Annotated in this window: 19 protein-coding genes; 11 read left to right on the top strand and 8 right to left on the bottom strand. The window is 61.8% G+C overall.

What is annotated here, in order from left to right; all coding sequences use genetic code 11:
* Positions 1-10 precede the first annotated feature (10 nt).
* Both ATN37_RS23615 and ATN37_RS23610 read right to left on the bottom strand, forming a co-directional pair.
* Complete coding sequence (locus tag ATN37_RS23615) at positions 11-889, bottom strand: crotonase/enoyl-CoA hydratase family protein (protein WP_223304467.1); 879 nt, start codon at positions 887-889, stop codon at positions 11-13.
* 45 nt (positions 890-934) lie between these two features.
* On the bottom strand, positions 935-1,528 hold the full coding sequence (locus ATN37_RS23610) for a TetR/AcrR family transcriptional regulator (protein ID WP_063316011.1): 594 nt from the start codon (positions 1,526-1,528) through the stop codon (positions 935-937).
* Between the two features lie 124 nt (positions 1,529-1,652).
* Here ATN37_RS23610 and ATN37_RS23605 point away from each other — a divergent pair, with 124 nt between their 5' ends.
* Positions 1,653-2,306 (top strand): nucleoside/nucleotide kinase family protein, encoded by a 654-nt coding sequence (locus ATN37_RS23605; protein ID WP_218695681.1) that lies wholly within the window; start codon positions 1,653-1,655, stop codon positions 2,304-2,306.
* Positions 2,307-2,320: 14 nt separating this feature from the next.
* On the opposite strand, the gene ATN37_RS32780 is transcribed toward ATN37_RS23605, so the two are convergent.
* From ATN37_RS32780 to ATN37_RS23595, 3 genes are all read right to left on the bottom strand, one after another.
* A complete protein-coding gene (locus ATN37_RS32780; RefSeq protein ID WP_003942853.1) occupies positions 2,321-2,455 on the bottom strand; it encodes a hypothetical protein in 135 nt (44 codons plus the stop codon).
* A 227-nt stretch (positions 2,456-2,682) separates the two neighbouring features.
* Complete coding sequence (locus ATN37_RS23600; RefSeq protein WP_218695680.1) at positions 2,683-4,128, bottom strand: aminobutyraldehyde dehydrogenase; 1,446 nt, start codon at positions 4,126-4,128, stop codon at positions 2,683-2,685.
* Entirely contained in the window at positions 4,125-4,373 is a 249-nt protein-coding gene (locus ATN37_RS23595; RefSeq protein WP_042451565.1) for a cupin domain-containing protein, read from the bottom strand. The genes ATN37_RS23600 and ATN37_RS23595 overlap by 4 nt, the downstream gene beginning before the upstream one ends.
* Between ATN37_RS23595 and ATN37_RS23590 the strand changes: the two genes are divergently transcribed.
* From ATN37_RS23590 to ATN37_RS23580, 3 genes are all read left to right on the top strand, one after another.
* The gene (locus tag ATN37_RS23590; protein ID WP_245361892.1) at positions 4,368-4,838 is read left to right on the top strand and encodes a substrate-binding domain-containing protein; all 471 of its coding nucleotides are present in this window, start codon (positions 4,368-4,370) and stop codon (positions 4,836-4,838) included. The two genes, ATN37_RS23595 and ATN37_RS23590, sit on opposite strands and share 6 nt — an antisense overlap.
* A gap of 90 nt (positions 4,839-4,928) precedes the next feature.
* Complete coding sequence (locus ATN37_RS23585; protein WP_225320177.1) at positions 4,929-5,795, top strand: S9 family peptidase; 867 nt, start codon at positions 4,929-4,931, stop codon at positions 5,793-5,795.
* Positions 5,796-6,131: 336 nt separating this feature from the next.
* Positions 6,132-6,497, top strand: a complete 366-nt coding sequence (locus tag ATN37_RS23580) for an antar domain protein (RefSeq protein WP_054826948.1) — start codon at positions 6,132-6,134, stop codon at positions 6,495-6,497.
* A 137-nt stretch (positions 6,498-6,634) separates the two neighbouring features.
* Here the strand turns inward: ATN37_RS23580 and ATN37_RS23575 are convergent, their stop codons facing one another.
* Positions 6,635-7,969 carry an MFS transporter gene (locus ATN37_RS23575; RefSeq protein WP_050656991.1) on the bottom strand — a complete coding sequence of 445 codons (1,335 nt, stop codon included), beginning with the start codon at positions 7,967-7,969 and terminating at the stop codon, positions 6,635-6,637.
* Positions 7,969-9,684 (bottom strand): amidohydrolase, encoded by a 1,716-nt coding sequence (locus ATN37_RS23570; protein WP_030536127.1) that lies wholly within the window; start codon positions 9,682-9,684, stop codon positions 7,969-7,971. The genes ATN37_RS23575 and ATN37_RS23570 overlap by 1 nt, the downstream gene beginning before the upstream one ends.
* Before the next feature lie 224 nt (positions 9,685-9,908).
* Here ATN37_RS23570 and ATN37_RS23565 point away from each other — a divergent pair, with 224 nt between their 5' ends.
* The 7 genes from ATN37_RS23565 (at position 9,909) to ATN37_RS23535 (ending at position 16,175) form a co-directional block, all read left to right on the top strand.
* Complete coding sequence (locus ATN37_RS23565; RefSeq protein ID WP_218695679.1) at positions 9,909-10,811, top strand: Lrp/AsnC family transcriptional regulator; 903 nt, start codon at positions 9,909-9,911, stop codon at positions 10,809-10,811.
* Positions 10,812-10,889: 78 nt separating this feature from the next.
* Complete coding sequence (locus ATN37_RS23560) at positions 10,890-11,546, top strand: FadR/GntR family transcriptional regulator (RefSeq protein WP_054186998.1); 657 nt, start codon at positions 10,890-10,892, stop codon at positions 11,544-11,546.
* The gene (locus ATN37_RS23555) at positions 11,543-12,346 is read left to right on the top strand and encodes a class I SAM-dependent methyltransferase (RefSeq protein ID WP_065351558.1); all 804 of its coding nucleotides are present in this window, start codon (positions 11,543-11,545) and stop codon (positions 12,344-12,346) included. The genes ATN37_RS23560 and ATN37_RS23555 overlap by 4 nt, the downstream gene beginning before the upstream one ends.
* 125 nt (positions 12,347-12,471) lie before the next feature.
* Positions 12,472-12,954, top strand: a complete 483-nt coding sequence (locus ATN37_RS23550) for an acyl-CoA thioesterase (protein ID WP_030536130.1) — start codon at positions 12,472-12,474, stop codon at positions 12,952-12,954.
* A gap of 45 nt (positions 12,955-12,999) precedes the next feature.
* Positions 13,000-14,280 carry an NAD(P)/FAD-dependent oxidoreductase gene (locus tag ATN37_RS23545; protein ID WP_003942870.1) on the top strand — a complete coding sequence of 427 codons (1,281 nt, stop codon included), beginning with the start codon at positions 13,000-13,002 and terminating at the stop codon, positions 14,278-14,280.
* 69 nt (positions 14,281-14,349) lie between these two features.
* Positions 14,350-14,673 (top strand): DUF6292 family protein, encoded by a 324-nt coding sequence (locus tag ATN37_RS23540; RefSeq protein ID WP_003942947.1) that lies wholly within the window; start codon positions 14,350-14,352, stop codon positions 14,671-14,673.
* An 80-nt stretch (positions 14,674-14,753) separates the two neighbouring features.
* A complete protein-coding gene (locus ATN37_RS23535) occupies positions 14,754-16,175 on the top strand; it encodes a DUF2252 domain-containing protein (protein ID WP_007730466.1) in 1,422 nt (473 codons plus the stop codon).
* Between the two features lie 4 nt (positions 16,176-16,179).
* Here the strand turns inward: ATN37_RS23535 and ATN37_RS23530 are convergent, their stop codons facing one another.
* Positions 16,180-16,437, bottom strand: a complete 258-nt coding sequence (locus ATN37_RS23530; protein WP_007730463.1) for a WhiB family transcriptional regulator — start codon at positions 16,435-16,437, stop codon at positions 16,180-16,182.
* Between the last annotated feature and the right edge of the window lies 1 nt (position 16,438).

The raw sequence follows: 16,438 nt of genomic DNA, 5'->3' as shown, positions 1-16,438 counted from the left end.
CATCCACTTTCTATCGAGGAGGGGTGTCGGACGCGGGGAGCGGCCCGCCTCCGTCTGGAATCTTGCGTCCGGAATCGCGGTACTGAACCGCGGCATGGAATCCGTCGCGCTCGGCAAAATCCTTGAACCAGCGCCCCTCCGGGGAGTGACGCGTAATTCCGTCGAACAGGGTTGCCAGTACCTGGGTGCCTTGCAATCCCATGTTGTCGTACGCCTGGTTGATCATCATCTTCTGCATGGCCAACTGATTGAGCGGAACACCGGCGATGCGATCCGCCAACGCTTCCACCGCCGAGTCCAATTCGTCGGCCGGCACCGCTTCGAGCGCCAATCCCCAGTCAGCCGCAGTGACACCGTCAATGGTGTCTCCCGTCAACAGCATTCGCTTGGCACGCTGGGCTCCGAGCCGGTACACCCACATCGCCGTCGTCGGGCAACCCCACACACGCGCAGGCGGGTATCCGATGCGAGCGTCGTCGGCCATGATCAGCATGTCGCAGGACAGCGCGATGTCACTTCCACCGGCAATCGCATATCCCTGAACCTTGCAGATCGTCGGCTTGAGCGATCGCCAGAGCGTGAAGAAGTCGTCGGTGTTCTGCTTCATCCCGCGAAAGTCCTTGATGGGGTCCCAGACCGGGCCCTGGTTCCACTTTCCGTCAAGGTCGCCTTCGGCAAACTTCTTGAGGTCGTACCCGGCACAAAATGCCTTGCCCGCACCTTGCAAGACGATCACACGGACCTCGTCGTCGTCATTGGCTGCTGCCACCGCGTTTCGAATGTCCGACGGCATCCGGTCGTCGATCGCGTTGAGCCGATCGGGGCGGTTGAGCGTGATATACGCTTTACCGCCGGACGTCTCGTACTTCAGGGTCGCAAAATCCGTCATCATCGGTCCTGTCGACAGAGCGCGCCTCGCTCGGAACGAGTTGCGCTAGTTCTGGGTGAGGAGCAGGCGAACGATGCCTGCCCATTGACTGATCGAACGACGCGCAGACGCGTCGCTCTTCTGCACTGCCCGGGACAGCGCCAAACCACGGAGCATCAGCACCGTCAGATCTGCAATCTGCGAATAGTTCTCGGAAGCAACAATTTCGGGACCGAAAGCGTCGTGGACAACTCGCCGCAGATCCCGTCCGGCGATTCGCTCCGATTCCCGGAGCACCTCGGCCAACACCGGATCCGTCCGCGCTGCGGACCACAGTTCGAGTTCCGCTTGAAATGGCGGCTGAGTCAACGCCGAATACAGAGCGGAGATCGAGTTCTCGATCGTGTCAACCGACGAATCCTGCCGAGACATGGCAGCTCTTACCGCCACCTCGTTCCGTACGACGATGTTCGACACCAACGCCGCAGTGAGCTCCTGCATGTTCGGAAAGTGGTGCAGCAGAGCGCCCCGACTGACTCCGGCAGCGGTTTGCACCGACTGCGCCGTCAGAGATGAATAACCGTCCGCTATCAGTAAATCCGTTGCCGCATCGAGAATCCGGTGGCGCGTCGCTTCGCGCTGCGCATCGCGCAGGGTCACGGTCTCACCTCCAACTTCTCGAGTGGCATGGATCACAGTTTCACAGTCCATTCAGACTGTCAATGGCCGAAAGCCTCCGGCGTACTCTCGATGCACCGGCCCTTCGGACTGATCGGAGCAACACGTGACGACCTCACCGCCGACCGTCTCGCTGACGCTCGACCAACTTGCTTCACGCGCTGCTTCCCTGATCACCGACGACGGTCGGAGAATCCTCGGCATCACGGGTGCACCGGGAGCCGGAAAGTCGACGGTGTCACAGGCAATTGTGCGGAAATTAGGTTCTCGTTGCTCCATCGTCGAGATGGACGGTTTTCATCTTGCCAATCGGGAACTCGACCGACTCGGCAGGCATGAACGCAAAGGCGCACCGGACACCTTCGACGTCGACGGCTACGCGGCTCTACTACGCCGACTCCGAGCCTCGAACTCGACGGTCTATGCTCCGGTCTTCGATCGCGAGTTCGACGAATCAATAGGCAGCACAACGGCTGTCGACCCATGTGCACCGCTGATAGTCACCGAGGGGAACTATCTCCTCCTACCCAGTGGTGGATGGCAGGAAGTGCGAGCAGCACTCGACGAGGTCTGGTATCTCGACGTTCCGGAGGAAACTCGGACGAAGCGCTTGGTGAAACGCCACAGCCGCTTCGGAAAGAGTTCCGAAGCGGCTGCAGAGTGGGTGAAACGGGTAGATCAGCCGAACGCCGAGTTGATCAGCGCAGTCAGGCCACGCGCGGATCTGATCGTCAGAATCGAACGGTCCGAGCCTCACTGATGTCAGCTGAAAACCTAAGAACCGCCGCCGGTTCCGAGAAAAGTGGCCAGCCCGGCAACTCCGGCGATTCCGCCGAATATCGCCGCCAATGCACCGGCGACGGTGATAACGCTGTCGAGCGCTTTGAGATCGGTGTCGGATGAACCCATGGCAGTCTCCTGGAGTCAGAATTGAAAGTGGGGTTGAATGTGCGCCGAAGTGCGCAATGTTGCACACGTCACTTTACCGGCATTCGCGACCCGGATCAACGAAAATTCTCTCCAAATATGTTGCACTGCAACATATTCAAACAGCATCTTGCAGGTCCACCGAGGCACGACGACGGCCACCTGCCCGCAGCGCGGGCAGATGGCCGTCGTTGGATATTGCCGAGGAGTCAGACGCTCGTCACATGCATGACGTGCTTGGCCCTCGTGTACTCCGCCAGTGCGAGCTCCGACAGATCCTTGCCGTAACCCGACCCAGCGAAGCCACCGTGAGGCATCTCAGCGGCGAGCATTCCGTGGGCTCCCACCCAGACGCAGCCGAAGTCCAGTTCGGCCGTCATCCTCATCGCGGTGCCGTGGTCGGACGTCCACACGCTCGACGCGAGAGCGTACTTGGTCCCGTTCGCAAGTTCGATCGCTTCAGCCTCGGTGGAGAACGACTGTACGGTGACAACCGGCCCGAATATCTCTTCCTGGACCAGCTCATCTTCCTGCTGCACCCCGGAAATAACAGTCGGCAGATAGAAAAACCCTGGTCCAGCTGGCTTTCCCCCGCCAATACATACGTTCGTATTTGCTGAGCGTCTCTCTACCAACTCCGCCACTCGATCACGGTGAGCGCGGCTGACCAGGGGGCCGAGACAATCGCCCGATTCCGGTCCGCCCAACCTCAAGTCCGCGGCCGCAGCCGTCAACTTCTCGGTGAACTCCTCCGCAACCTCCTCTTGAACGAGAATCCTCGTCGCAGCGGTGCAATCTTGACCGCTGTTGTAAAAGGCCCCGGCAACAATCCCCGCGACTGCGCCGTCGAGGTCCGCGTCGGCGAAAACAACGGCGGGTGCCTTGCCTCCGAGTTCGAGATGCAACAGCTTGACGTCTTCCGACGCGGCCTTTGCGACCGAAATACCCGCTCTCGTCGATCCCGTCAGCGCAATCATCCGAGGAACCGGATGAGCGACGAGCGCGGCTCCGGTATCGCGATCGCCGCACACTACGTTCAACACCCCGGGCGGATAGATCTGCGCTGCAAGCACTCCCAGCATCACCGCGGTTTCCGGCGTCTCCTCGGCCGGCTTGAGCACGAGGGTGTTTCCCGTCGCGAGTGCCGGCGCGATCTTCCAGACCGCCATCATCAACGGGTAGTTCCAAGGAGCGATCGCACCGATCACGCCAATGGGTTCACGTCTGACATAAGACGTAGCACCCTCCGTGTACTCCATTGCGGCAACGCCCGGCAGAGAGCGGGCAATACCCGCGAAGTACCGCAGAAAGTCAACACACTGCGGGATCTCGTCGTCTCGCACCTGCCTGAGAGGCTTGCCGGTACTGCGGCATTCGACCTCGAGGAAATATTTCGCGTTTGCTTCCAGCGCGTCCGCGAGGGCCAGCAGCAACTCCTGACGGCGCGCAGGGGTGGACCGGCGCCAGGACCGCGCAGCCTTCTCGGACGAACGGCAGGCTCGGTCGACGTCATCGGCGGAACCGACGGCAGCACGGGCGTATACATTGTCGGTCACCGGATCGACCAGCACGGAAAGTCTACCTGCCGGGCTCTCGCACGTTCCATCGATCACGTGACCAAACGCTGCGACAGTCATCGAAGTTTCCACCGTCATGAGCGCGATCCGGGGAGCGCGACGAAAAACTTCTTCGACGGCTCAACCGTCTCCCAGGTACCGCGAAACGACTGCGGCACGAAAAATGCTTCCCCAGCGGAGAATTCGCGACGGTTTCCATCGAGGTCGATCAGCGCCACCCGGCCGCTGATCATGATGCAGACCTCGTCGTACGGATACGGGTCGCACAAGACCTCGCCGAACGTGGCGCAAGGGACATTTTCGTCCTCACTCCCGGAATGCATTCGGAGTGGACCCGCGCAACGACCTTCGCTTACTTCGAGTGGTGCCGCGCCCGAGGCGTGGCACCACGCACCAGCGAGGAATTGACGTCGTTTCCGGGCGCCAGCACCGTCGAAGGCCTCATCGGCGCCGCGTATGCGGCCACCCGCGAGGCCCTCGACTCCTCGACTCCGCCGGACGCGATCCTGTCGTTGATTCTCGGTTGCGCCCCGGCAGCGGCGCGAGCGGCCCTCGATCTCGGGCTGTCGATTCCCGGTGACGTCTTGATTGCACAGGACAGTGACGAACCCGCCCTGCTGGTTTCCCAGCCCCCGATCACGGCATTCGACTTCTTCCCCCAAGAACAGGCGGCAGCGGCCGTGCGGGCGCTGTTGGCTCTGGTCAACGGTGACGAACCCGCAGTTCAGAGCTATACGCCTAGCGAACTCCGCGTGCGAGCGAGCACGGCCCATTCGCTCACACCATAAATTCACCTGGCACCGATAGACTGATTTCCGAATTATCGTCCGTCGCCTGCCGAGAGGAATCAGGTCATCGCGCACCGCTCCCGCGACCGCTTGGCCGGGTATCTCGCCGTAGTGCTGGTCTGTGCACTCGCCCTCCTCGCATCTGTCAGCAGTGCGACCGGCCTCGACCGCGACGTCGCTCCGGTCCGCATCGCCTACGCCGCGGCCGCAGACACTTTCGGCGATCTGTATCTTCCAGAAGGATCGGACGGTGACCTGCCGGTCGTCGTACTCATTCACGGCGGTGGATGGGCCCAGAAGAGCAATCTCGAATACGCGGGCGCGTGGGCAAAAACCCTGACCCCGTACGGAATTGCGGTCTGGAACATCGAATACAGACGCGTCGGCGGTCAGGGTGGTTGGCCGACCACGCTCTCCGATACCGTTACGGCCACCAACGCCCTGGCCGGCATCGTTCAGGAAAAGGCCTCCGGGCGACTGGATTTGAGCCGTATACACATCGCCGGCTACTCCGCGGGTGGACAACTTGCCGCCTGGGTCGCATCGCGATCCCAACAGGGTGCAGACGCCCCGGAACCAAACCTCTCGGTGCCGGTTCGCTCGACGACGATCATGGCCGGCGTCTTCGACATGACGCTCGCCGCAACCGCGGGCAAAGATCGATTTGTTCGAAACCTTCTGGGCGGCATGCCTACCGATCATCCCGATCGCTACCGCATCGCATCACCGATCGAGCACCTCCCCACCGGCCTCCCCGTCACGGTGATCCACGGACTCGGAGACAAGGTCGTGTCGGTCGAACAGAGTCGGCGCTATGCCCGTGCCGCCCGAGCAGCAGGCGACGTGGTCGATCTGATCGAACTTCCCGGCGTCGGCCACGGCGAGTTCGGCAACCCGACGACCGACGCCTGGGCTACCACCAAGCAAGCAATAATCGGCCACATAAATGCCTCTTGAGCAGGTAATACGGGCCACAGTGCTCTCAGCCGCTCGAAATAGAATTAGCTGAAACTCAATCGATGACGTACGGTGGGGTTATCAGAGGGCAGCCGTCAGTCAGGCAGCCGGTCGCTTCGCCCGGAACAACAGTTCCAGTATTCGTTCCAGGGGCAGACTTCCAGTTCGGTGCAAATCCGCGCCTTTGATCACTACGCACTTTCATCAGTCCCGCAGATTGTTGACCAGGCCGAAGGCTCCGACGGAGTCCGCCGCCAATCGCGTACCGACTGCACCAGTATCAACATGCGCTACACACCGCACGGGCCCAAAGACCCTGCGGTTCAAAGGAATACCTTGATCAACACCATGATTCACCCCGACGACACGAACAACCAGGCGAACAGCAACTCGACGAACGGTCTACGGATCCCGACTACTTCGGGCCGGATCCGCGAGCGCGGTATCGAAATCGTCTGCACCCTCTACCGTTGCAGCACCGACGAAGCCGCCGAGCTGTTGCTCCGACATTCTCAGACCAACAACCTCAAGGTCACCAGTCTGATCAAAGCGCTTGTCGCACTGATCGACGAAGACACGTCCGGCACTGGTTACGGAAGCAGTAACACGCTGGCGTCTCACTTCTGGCTGCGTGAGATCAGAAATCTCAGCCAGGCCCACCGACGCAGCGATCATTTTCATCGCCATCTCGTCGGCGCGTAACCGGCGCTGAACGACAACTGACCTGAAACGACAGCTGGGGCAGTACACGGAAATCGTGTACTGCCCCGGCTGTCGTGTTTTCAGTTGTCAGGCGGAAGCCGACTCTCGGCAATCAGGCGGAAGCCGACTCTCGGCAATCAGGCGGAAGCCGATTCCTTGTTCAGGCCCTGCTGAGCACTGTCGGTATCGGTCGCCTCGTCCACGTGCTGCGGAGCGAAGAGCAGGCACACGATGCTCAGGATGCACATGCCGATCAGCAGTGCGATGACCGGCCAGATGCTGCCGGTTGCCTTGTACATCAGCGTCGACACCAGCGGTGACAGTCCGCCGAAGATAGCGCCTGCACCTTGGTACGCCAACGAGATGCTCGTGTAGCGCGCCTGCGGCTTGAACATCTGCGACAGGACGGCGGCGATCGGGCCGTACGTGGCCGCCAGCACCAGTCGCATGACAGCGAAGGTCAGGAAGATCAGGAACACGGATCCGGACTTCAGCACCAGGAACTGCGGCGCTGCGAGAATCGCGACTGCCGCAAGGCCCCAGATGACGACGCGGACGCGTCCCACCTTGTCGCCGAGCCACGCCACGCCGAGAGTCGCGATCAATTCGACCACTGCAGCGACACTCAGCGCGTTGAGAATCAACGTCTCCGACAATCCGACATCGGGGTCGGTTGCGTATGCCGTGATGAAGGTCGTCACGAGGTAGTAGCCGCCGACTGCGACGGGCAGAATGCCGATGCCCAGGATGATCGGGCGCCAGTTGGTCACCAGCGCGTACTTGAGCGGGAGCATTTCCGGTACGTCCGCGGACTTCACCTCGGATTCGAAAACCGGGGACTCTTCGACCTTCAGGCGAACGACCAAGCCGACGAGAATCAGCAGCGCCGAGCAGAGGAACGGCAGTCGCCAAGCCCACTCGCGCAGAGCGTCGTCGCCGAAGGTGGAGAGAATGCTGAAGAAACCTGTGGCCAGGAGCGCGCCGGCCGGGTTGCCCAGCTGAGCGAAACCGCCGTAGAAGGTCTTCTTGTCCTCGGGTGCATGCTCGACGGCCATCAGGACCGCGCCGCCCCATTCGCCGCCGACGGCAAAGCCCTGGACGAAGCGGAGCAGTACCAGCAGTAACGGCGCCCAGAACCCGATCGACGCGTAAGTGGGCAACATGCCGATGAGGAACGTGCCTGCACCCATCAGCGTCAAAGTCACAACCAATGCGGTGCGTCGGCCCATCTTGTCACCGACATGGCCGAACACGATTCCGCCGAGCGGGCGAGCGAAGAAACCGACGGCGTATGTCGCGAACGCCGCCGCAACGCCGGTCAGGCGGTCGGTTCCAGGTGGGAAGAAGATGTCACCGAACACCAGGGCTGCTGCCGTGGCATACACGTAGAAGTCGTACCACTCGATAGTTGTACCGACGAAGGCTGCAAATCCCGCCTTGCGGGCCTTCACGATCTGTTGCTCTCGGTTCATTACTTTTCCTCGGTGGTCGAAGTGCTCGACAATAGGTGGTTATGACCTGAATGTGCGAGTTCGCCGTCGATCCAGGTCTCTCGGACCTCGATCTGCGCAATCGCGTCGGCCGGAACCTCGAGGGGATCCGCGCCCAGAATGACGAAGTCGGCCCGCTTGCCGACCGAGATGCTGCCCAGCTCTGCTTCGCGGCCCAGCGCACGCGCACCGTTGAGGGTGTGAGCCTGCAATGCCTGGTCGGCGGTGATGCGGAGTGCATCGGAGCCGAGCTGATGGCCCTGACGCGTCACACGAGTAACGGCTGCCTGAATTGCTTCGAGCGGCTTCGGCTCTGCGACGGGGGCGTCGGAGCTGATGGTCACGGGAACTTCGGCAGCGATGAACTCGCCGAGCGGGTTGAACCGCTCGCCCGGAGTGCCGATCGCAGCGGTCACGCCCTCACCCCAGTTGTAGTAGTGCTGTGGCTGGTTCACCGGGTAGACACCGGCCAGGTTCATCCTTGCGATCTGCTCGGCCGTCGGGAGTCCGCAATGCTCGATGCGGTGACGAGCGTCGGCGTCGGGGTGAGCCTTCTGCGCAGCTTCGATGGCATCGAGCACCATGTCGATGGCGGTCGGTGACTGAGCGTGCGTGGCGGTCTGCAGACCCACCGAATGTGCCTTGGCAATCAGCTCCGAGTAGTCCGCCGGCTCGTGGTAGAGCTGCCCGGTGCGGCACGGGTCGCCCACGTAGCCGTCGGGGAAGTATGCGGTCCAGCCTCCGAGTGTGCCGTCGGCGTAGAACTTGATGCCGCCGAACGCGAGCCGCGAATTGCCGAAGGCTCCGTGCATTCCCGTGTCGATGACGTGATCGAGGAGGTGGCTGAGCATGTACATGCTGACGCGGGTCTTGAGCTGATCCTGCTCGGCCAGACGCAGGTACATGTCGAATTCACGCCGGGTCACCTGGCAATCACCGATGGTGGTGACGCCACCGGCCAGGAACTTGTCCTGAGCGACCGACAGCTGGCGAAGGTGCTCTTCCGGCTCGTCCTCGAGATGGAAGTTGGGGCCGTGATGGCCGACCTTCACTCCGTTGACGCCGGTGAGAATGTTGCACGCGGCGTCGGAGAGCTCACCGGTGAGTTCGCCGTCTTCATCTCGGAAGAACTCGCCACCGGCCGGATTCTCGGTACTCGCGTCGATACCGTGCTTGTCGAAAGTGAAGGAGTTGACGACGCCGCCGTGACCGCTCGCGTTCATGAGGTAGACCTCGCGATCGGTGGCCACCTGATCGAGCTCTTCCTTGAGCGGGTGACGCCCTTCGATCAGGTTGCGGTGCTCGTAGCCGTATCCGCGAATCGGGACGCCCGCAGGTGCTGTGAGCGCCGCTTCCTGAAGTAGCGCAATGATTCCGGGGATGGAATGTGCCTTCTCCGGCCCACAGTCCACCCAGCTGAGCATCTGCCCGTACATCAACGGGTGTGCATGTGGATCGACGAAGCCGGGGACGACGGTGGCGCCGTCGAGTTCGACCACCGCGGTTGTGCGAGTGCTCAGCCGACGCGCCTCGGTGCGGCATTCCTCGAGCGTTCCCACCGCTGCAAAGCGGTTTCCGAACACCAGGAACGCTTCGGCTCCCACCGTGCTGTCGTCAACGGTGTGGATCTTGGCGCCGGTGAAGATCGTGCCGGTGGCGTCGAGAGGCGAGGCTTCGTGCGTGTGCAACTTGCGCATGGTGGTCCTTCGTCGAGATGGTGGTGCAGGTCACTGCGTGTTGAGCGAAAACTACGCCCTGACCTGGAGCTATGCAATGCATCAAAGTTTCAGACCAGGCGGTATACAACTTTTTTGTATGAGTTTTCGAGCATTTCTGCACTTATCCACATCATCCATGGCCACATGCGACTGTTCTAATAGGAAGCTCATACAGAAAAATCTCTGGAAAAGTTGGGGCAACCATGACGCTCGATCTCGATTCCAAGCTCATTGCCGCACTTCAGCGCAACGGGCGAGCGACGTACCGCGAACTGTCCGTGGCGGTCGACGCCCCACGAGCGGCGGTGTCCACCAGAGTGCAGGCGCTACTCGACTCGGGAACGGTGTCCGTAGTGGCCGTCGCGCACCCCGAACTTCTCGGGTTGAAGGCGCTTGCACACGTCTCGATCGCAGTGTCCGGACCGATGACCCCGGTACTGGACGCGTTGATCGCATCCGAGGCCGCCGTCTACATCTCGGCAGTCAGCGGGCAGTACAACGTGATTGCGGAACTTCGGGTGCCCAGTCACGACGATCTGTACCGTGCCATCGCCGAACTCCGCTCACAACGTGGCGTTCGATCCGTGAGCACGCTGGTCTACGTCGACGTCATCAAGGGAATCTTCATGCCCGAGACCGCTTTACAAGCCGATATCCGACTCGACTCGACAGATGTCGCGTTGATCGAACTGCTCGAGCGCAACGGGCGAATGCCCTTTCTCGAGCTGGCCGAACAGACCGGACTGTCGCCGAGCGCCGTGCGCAACCGGGTCAATCATCTGATCGCGAGCACGGCACTGCGCGTCGGCGCTGTCGTCAAGCGGCGAGGTGGTGGCCGAACGCTGGCGATGGGCATCGGCGTCAATCTGGGCTCACGGGACGACAACGCGGTATCGGAGATCGAGTCGCTGCCCGGAATCGAATTCCTCGCCCGGACCCTCGGACGATACGACGTGATCGCGACGGTTGCCGCCAACTCCTCGAGCGACCTGCATGCGCTGTCCGAACGAATCCGCGGGATCGACGGTGTCAGCGGCTTGGAATCTTGGGCACATCTCGAGGTATTCAAGGAGCACTACGCCCGCAGCCTGGACGTACGCGGGTAATTTCCGAGTCATTGACCCACTTGGTCGGGCACGCTAACCTCGATCAAGTCATTGACCCACTTATCCGAGGTGACATACATGGCCGATTCCGGACGCAAGGTAGACATCGTCGCCGCGGCGATCGAGGAGGCGATCTCGACCGGTCGATGGCCCGTCGGATCGAAACTCCCGCCGGAGACCGCATTGGTCGAAGAATTGGGAGTCGCCCGAAACACCATGCGCGAAGCGGTACGGGCGCTTGCACACGCCGGAGTTCTGTCCGTACGCCACGGTGGCGGCGTGTACGTCATGGCGGCGTCGCCGGTCGAAGGACTACTCGGGCGCAGGCTCGCCAGAGGTGACGTTCTCGACGTACTGAGCCTGCGACGCGGACTCGAGGTCGAAGCCGCGCGACTTGCAGCGCAGCGCCACACCCCCGAAGATCTCGCGCGGATACATGCAGCCTGGAATGCCCACCCCGGTCATGTCGGCGGCTTCACTGTCGAAGCCGGCATGGCCCTGCACCTTTCGATCGTCGAGGCGTCCCACAATTCCGCACTGATCGACGTCTACCGGGGAGTCCTTGCCGCCGTGACGGATTCGCTGTCCGCAGTCAGTGTCGGTCCAGGTTTCCACGTCGACGAGCACCGACCCTTGATCGCAGCCATCGAGGAACGCAACCCCGACGAAGCAGCGCACGCGGCAGGCGCAGCGCTCGACACGGTCATCGACGCCGTCGAAAGGAGCTTGGCGTGAATCGGGGAAACTGGAACGGTACGACCTATTCGCCTCTTGCCGAGCAACTCTCACCGGCATCGACGGAGGCACTGCGCTCGATCGGGCATGTGAGCACGGTGTACGACGTCTGCGCCGGAACCGGGAACTTTGCGCTCCCGGCGGCTCAGTCAGGCATGACGGTCCACGCACTCGACCTCTCCGCCAGCCAGCTCGAGGTCGCACGCGAACGCTGGATTCCCCACCCCGGCACTACCCAACCCAACTTCACGATCGGCGATGCGCAGTCTTTACCCTGGCCGAATTCGAGTGCCGACGCCTGCGTCAGCATCTTCGGGATCATCTTCTGTCCCGACCCCTCGATTGCCCTCGCAGAGATGATGCGGGTGACCCGGCCAGGCGGAAAGATCTGCGTCGCAACGTGGTCGGAGAACGGGTGGGCAGCAGCACTCCGCCGGGAGGCCGCCTCGGCGTGGAATGGCATCACACCACTACCGACGACATGGTCGAGCTCGAGCGAATTCGAGAAGGCAGCAGCCGGATTGGAGTCGGTGAGCTCGGCCTCGCACCTGCTCGAGTGGCAACTACCAGCCGGATCGGATCCCGTCGAGGAACTGTGCGACCAGGCACCGGCGTTGAAGAACTTTCGCGAGGCCGTTCGAAGCACAGGGAATTGGGCTTCGATGTCAGCGCACCTCCGCTCGACGCTCGAGCCCTATCTCAGGTCGAGCGCGGCCGGCCCCGTCGCCACCAGCGAATACGTCCTCCACACGGGCACTGTCCCGAACTCTGACACCGCGCTCTTCCGAACGCGCGGGTAACCCTCTTGGCCGGATACGGTCTCTTCACCGTCCACCGAACCGAAGAGGCCCGCTTGATGTCTGAATCGAACTCCCTACCTGAATTGAAGCAAGCATCGCAGCAAGCATCGAAACAAACCTTGTCCATGTCCGTCCTCATGACGCCGGACATGTCAAACTTCTCGGGCAACGTGCACGGCGGAACGATTCTGAAGTTTCTCGACCAGGTTGCCTATGCGTGCGCGAGTCGATATGCCCAGACCTACGTCGTGACTCTGTCGGTGGATCGTGTGGTGTTCCGCGAACCGGTGCATGTCGGCGAACTCGTCACGTTCAGCGCTTCCGTCAATTACACCGGGCGCACCTCGATGGAAATCGGAATTCGAGTCGAAACCGAAGACATTCTTCTCGGAAAATCTCGCCACACCAATAGTTGCTATTTCACGATGGTGGCGATGGGAAGCGACGGGAAACCGGCTGAGGTACCCCAACTCCGGCCGACCGGAACAATCGCCAGGCAGCGATTCGAGGCCGGGCGACGGCGTCGTGAACTGCGCAGAGAGAACGAGCTTCGTGAACAGTCCATCCGGGCCGCAGTTCGGGACTTAACGCCCGAACACGATGACTGAATCCAGTCATATTTAAGTTATAACCTTATGCATTAAGCTGATCGAGTGACTTCGAAGGCACGGGAAAAGTATGACGTTGTGATTGTCGGCGCGAGCATCGCGGGATGCGCGGCCGCCATCATGTACGCCCAGCAAGGTCTGCGGATAGCGCTTCTCGACGCTCGCTCCGACATCCGGGCGCACAAAGTCCTGTGCACTCACCACCTGCAACCGTGCGGTGCCCCGATCTTGCAACGACTCGGCGCCACGGAAAAACTGCTCGCCCTGGGAATGGTGGAAACCGTTCCGACATTCTGGACCCCGTGGGGAATGATCACCCCTGATGCCGCAGAGAACTCACCGCCACCTGGGTTCAACGTCCGAAGGGAAACTCTCGACCCCCTACTGCGCCAACTCGCGAACGACTACCCGAACGTCGACCTTCTTCTCGGGCATCGCGTTTCCGGACTGCTGACCGAGAACGGCACTACTGCAGGCGTCTACGGCACCGAACAGGGTTCGGCCTTCACTGTCGGAGCACGATTGACCGTCGGAGCAGACGGCAAGGATTCGACCGTCGCACGATCCGCTCGTTGCGACTCCGTGACTGCATCCAACGGGCGTTTCAGCTATTTCGCCCAACTCTCCGGACTCGAACGACCCGGCGGAGAAACGTCATTGTCGTGGTTCATGGATCCCGACGTCGCCTATCTGCTCCCCAACGACGGCGGAATCAGCGTGCTGGTCGTCTTCCCTGCCCTCGACAAGCTCGGCTCGTTCGCTGACGACCTGTCTACTGCTTTCCTCGAGTACGCCAACGCATTACCCGGCGCTCCGCTTGTTCGGCGAGAGCACATCGTCGGGAAGATCGTTGGTACCAAACACTTCTCCACAACCCTCACCGAACCCGTAGGTAACGGGTTCGCACTCATCGGCGACGCTGCGGCAACCAACGACCCGTTGTGGGGTATCGGATGCTCGTGGGCACTCGAGACCGCTCAGATGCTGGTCGATGCGACCGCGCACATGCTGACGGAGACGCCGGCAGACACACTCGACTCACATCGGAACGTGAACGCTGCATTGACCGAATACCGTAGCGCCAGAGCGAGTATGACGAATCACATCGACTACATGAGTGGTTACGCCGGTGGGCGAAAGTTCACCGCGATCGAACGTCTGCTCATCTCCGCGGCCACCCACGACCACGACGAAGCCCGAAGGTTCTACTTGTTCGGTTCCCGGTTGATACCGGCCGAACAGTATCTCTCGACTCGCTCGGTCGCGCGGGCAGCACAAAAACATCTCAGGCACCGTCTGCGTCGTAGATCTGTGGCCGGGACGTAATCTGACAAGCGTTTTTTCGGCGCCGGCAACGGGGAACCCTCCGATCGCAACCGAGCCGGAGGAGCGACCATGCGTGCACACATCGCCATTCCGAGTGAATCGACTTGTCACAGGTACGTAGTCGCCGTCGCCAGCTCCACCTTCGCCGAATCGGTCATCTGGTGCGACGGCCCCGCGTTCGACGCAGTACTCGTTCTGGGCAGCGAGATTCCGCAGCACAGTGGCCACCGAGCCGTACTCGCCTGGAATCACTACTTCGGGTGGGCGCTCGGCGTGGAAACCACACCGGATGCGTCGTTCGCCGTTGTCGAATGCCTCGGTATCGGGAGAATGCCGGATCCTGAACTGTGCGCCGACCGCGCTGTCGAGTTGATTGCCCAGGCGGGTAGTTAAGGAACTCGTCGCGCGGCGCACAATCCGGCGGGCATAAGATCGAGCGCGAGTTTCGCACGCCCGACGAAAGAGAGCCCGACATGGACCCGCTGAACAGGCCTGCCGGTCAGCTGGCTCTCGAGAACGAACCGGACGGCAGGGCGACTTTGCGGGCGCGTCAGACGCCCCGCAGTGAGCGTCGCAAGATCGGGAAAGGCCTGCGCAAGCGAGTGGCGCGATCGTCGCTCGGCGACTGGACGCCCCCATCCGATCGACGTGACCCGGTCGATCAGGTCAACACGGCACACGAGGGAAGACTCGACTGGTTGGTTCCGATCCGTGTGGGGCGAATGGTCGCTTCGCCATACGGATTCCTGCGCGGTACCGCCGGATTGATGGCAGAGGACATGGCGCAGCTGCCGTCCACCGGCATCACTCCCGTCATCTGTGGAGATGCGCACGTCGGAAACTTCGGGTTCTACGGATCTCCGGAACGCGAACTTGTCATAGACCTCAACGATTTCGACGAAGCACATCCCGGCCCCTGGGAATGGGATCTACGAAGGCTGGCTGCGAGCATCTGGGTGGCCGGTCGGCAGAACGGTCTCACCGAAGCTCAATGCGAAACAGCAACAACCTCGTGTGTGTCCGCGTATCGCCTCCACTTGGCGAAGCTGTCCGAGCGTCCACTGTTCGATCGCTCCTTCGACCGGGTCGATCTCGACGGACTCACCGACCACGTCACCGATCCTGGGTTGCTGGCCGAGATCAGGCGCGCCGCGGAGCGCGCCCGGCGGCGTACGAGTGACCATGCGGTGCCGCGGTTCACCGTCGAGGATCACGGACGGCGCCAGTTGGTCGAGAACCCGCCGCTCACAACACGACTCACGCCGCAGGACACCGACTTCCTCCTGGAGGGTCTGGACGAGTATCTCGAAACCCTTGCACCACACTGGCGCCGAGTCGTCTCGGGATACAACGTCATCGACGTCGCGCACCGGGTTGTCGGAGTCGGGAGTGTCGCTCTGCGCGCCTATGTGGCCCTGTGCGAAGGGAGCATCCCGGACGACGTCATCTTCTTGCAGCTCAAGCAGGCTCGCCGATCCGTCGTTGCACCCTTCGTGCACGGTGACTCGGCCTGGCACGACCATCAAGGACGACGCGTCGCGGAATACCAGCAGGCTCTCCAGACAGTCAGCGATCCACTGCTCGGGTGGTGCACCGTGGACGACCGCCAGTACTACGTCCGTCAGTTCCGGAACATGAAAGGTTCTGTGGACCTGAACAATATCGACGCCGCAGCGCTGACCGATTACGTCGCGATCTGCGGCCGCCTACTGGCCAAGGGGCATGCACGAACCAGCGGCGCGTCACTGATTTCCGGTTACCTGGGAACCTCGGACGCGGTCGATACCGCCCTCACCCGGTTCGCTCGGCTCTACGCCGATCAGACCGAACGTGACCACGACGCTCTGTGCCGAGCGGTATTGGCCGGCACGATCGCCGCGGAGCCGGGAATTTGATCCCTCACGCCGCGACGATCCTGCCCTGCTCGAACTTCACGCCTCCCCAGATTCCGGTCTGACCAGTGGCAGAGGCGAATTCACGGCACGAAGCCACAATCGGGCACCTGTTGCACACGTCGGTCGCGTAGTCGTATCCCTCGGACGGAAAGGGAAACCACCGGTCCGGCTCCGGGTCTCCTCGGCATTCCGCCTGCCACCAGGTTCGGTCGTCCGAGATCGGCAGAAGCTCTGCCAAATTCGAGATTTCGTCAGCGCACATC

It is taken from the genome of Rhodococcus sp. MH15, from assembly GCF_019266045.1.
Lineage (GTDB): Bacteria > Actinomycetota > Actinomycetes > Mycobacteriales > Mycobacteriaceae > Rhodococcus_F > Rhodococcus_F qingshengii.
The sequence above is the reverse complement of the archived record's forward strand: the minus strand, read 5'-3'. Positions and strand labels throughout refer to the sequence as shown.

Coding starts and splice junctions, on each gene's coding strand:
- ATN37_RS23615 (WP_223304467.1), bottom strand. CDS start 889: ATGACGGATTTTGCGACCCTGAAGTACGAGACGTCCGGCGGTAAAGCG.
- ATN37_RS32780 (WP_003942853.1), bottom strand. CDS start 2,455: ATGGGTTCATCCGACACCGATCTCAAAGCGCTCGACAGCGTTATCACC.
- ATN37_RS23600 (WP_218695680.1), bottom strand. CDS start 4,128: ATGACGGTGGAAACTTCGATGACTGTCGCAGCGTTTGGTCACGTGATC.
- ATN37_RS23590 (WP_245361892.1), top strand. CDS start 4,368: ATGCATTCGGAGTGGACCCGCGCAACGACCTTCGCTTACTTCGAGTGG.
- ATN37_RS23595 (WP_042451565.1), bottom strand. CDS start 4,373: ATGCATTCCGGGAGTGAGGACGAAAATGTCCCTTGCGCCACGTTCGGC.
- ATN37_RS23575 (WP_050656991.1), bottom strand. CDS start 7,969: ATGAACCGAGAGCAACAGATCGTGAAGGCCCGCAAGGCGGGATTTGCA.
- ATN37_RS23570 (WP_030536127.1), bottom strand. CDS start 9,684: ATGCGCAAGTTGCACACGCACGAAGCCTCGCCTCTCGACGCCACCGGC.
- ATN37_RS23565 (WP_218695679.1), top strand. CDS start 9,909: ATGACGCTCGATCTCGATTCCAAGCTCATTGCCGCACTTCAGCGCAAC.
- ATN37_RS23560 (WP_054186998.1), top strand. CDS start 10,890: ATGGCCGATTCCGGACGCAAGGTAGACATCGTCGCCGCGGCGATCGAG.
- ATN37_RS23550 (WP_030536130.1), top strand. CDS start 12,472: ATGTCCGTCCTCATGACGCCGGACATGTCAAACTTCTCGGGCAACGTG.
- ATN37_RS23540 (WP_003942947.1), top strand. CDS start 14,350: ATGCGTGCACACATCGCCATTCCGAGTGAATCGACTTGTCACAGGTAC.
- ATN37_RS23535 (WP_007730466.1), top strand. CDS start 14,754: ATGGACCCGCTGAACAGGCCTGCCGGTCAGCTGGCTCTCGAGAACGAA.
- ATN37_RS23530 (WP_007730463.1), bottom strand. CDS start 16,437: ATGTGCGCTGACGAAATCTCGAATTTGGCAGAGCTTCTGCCGATCTCG.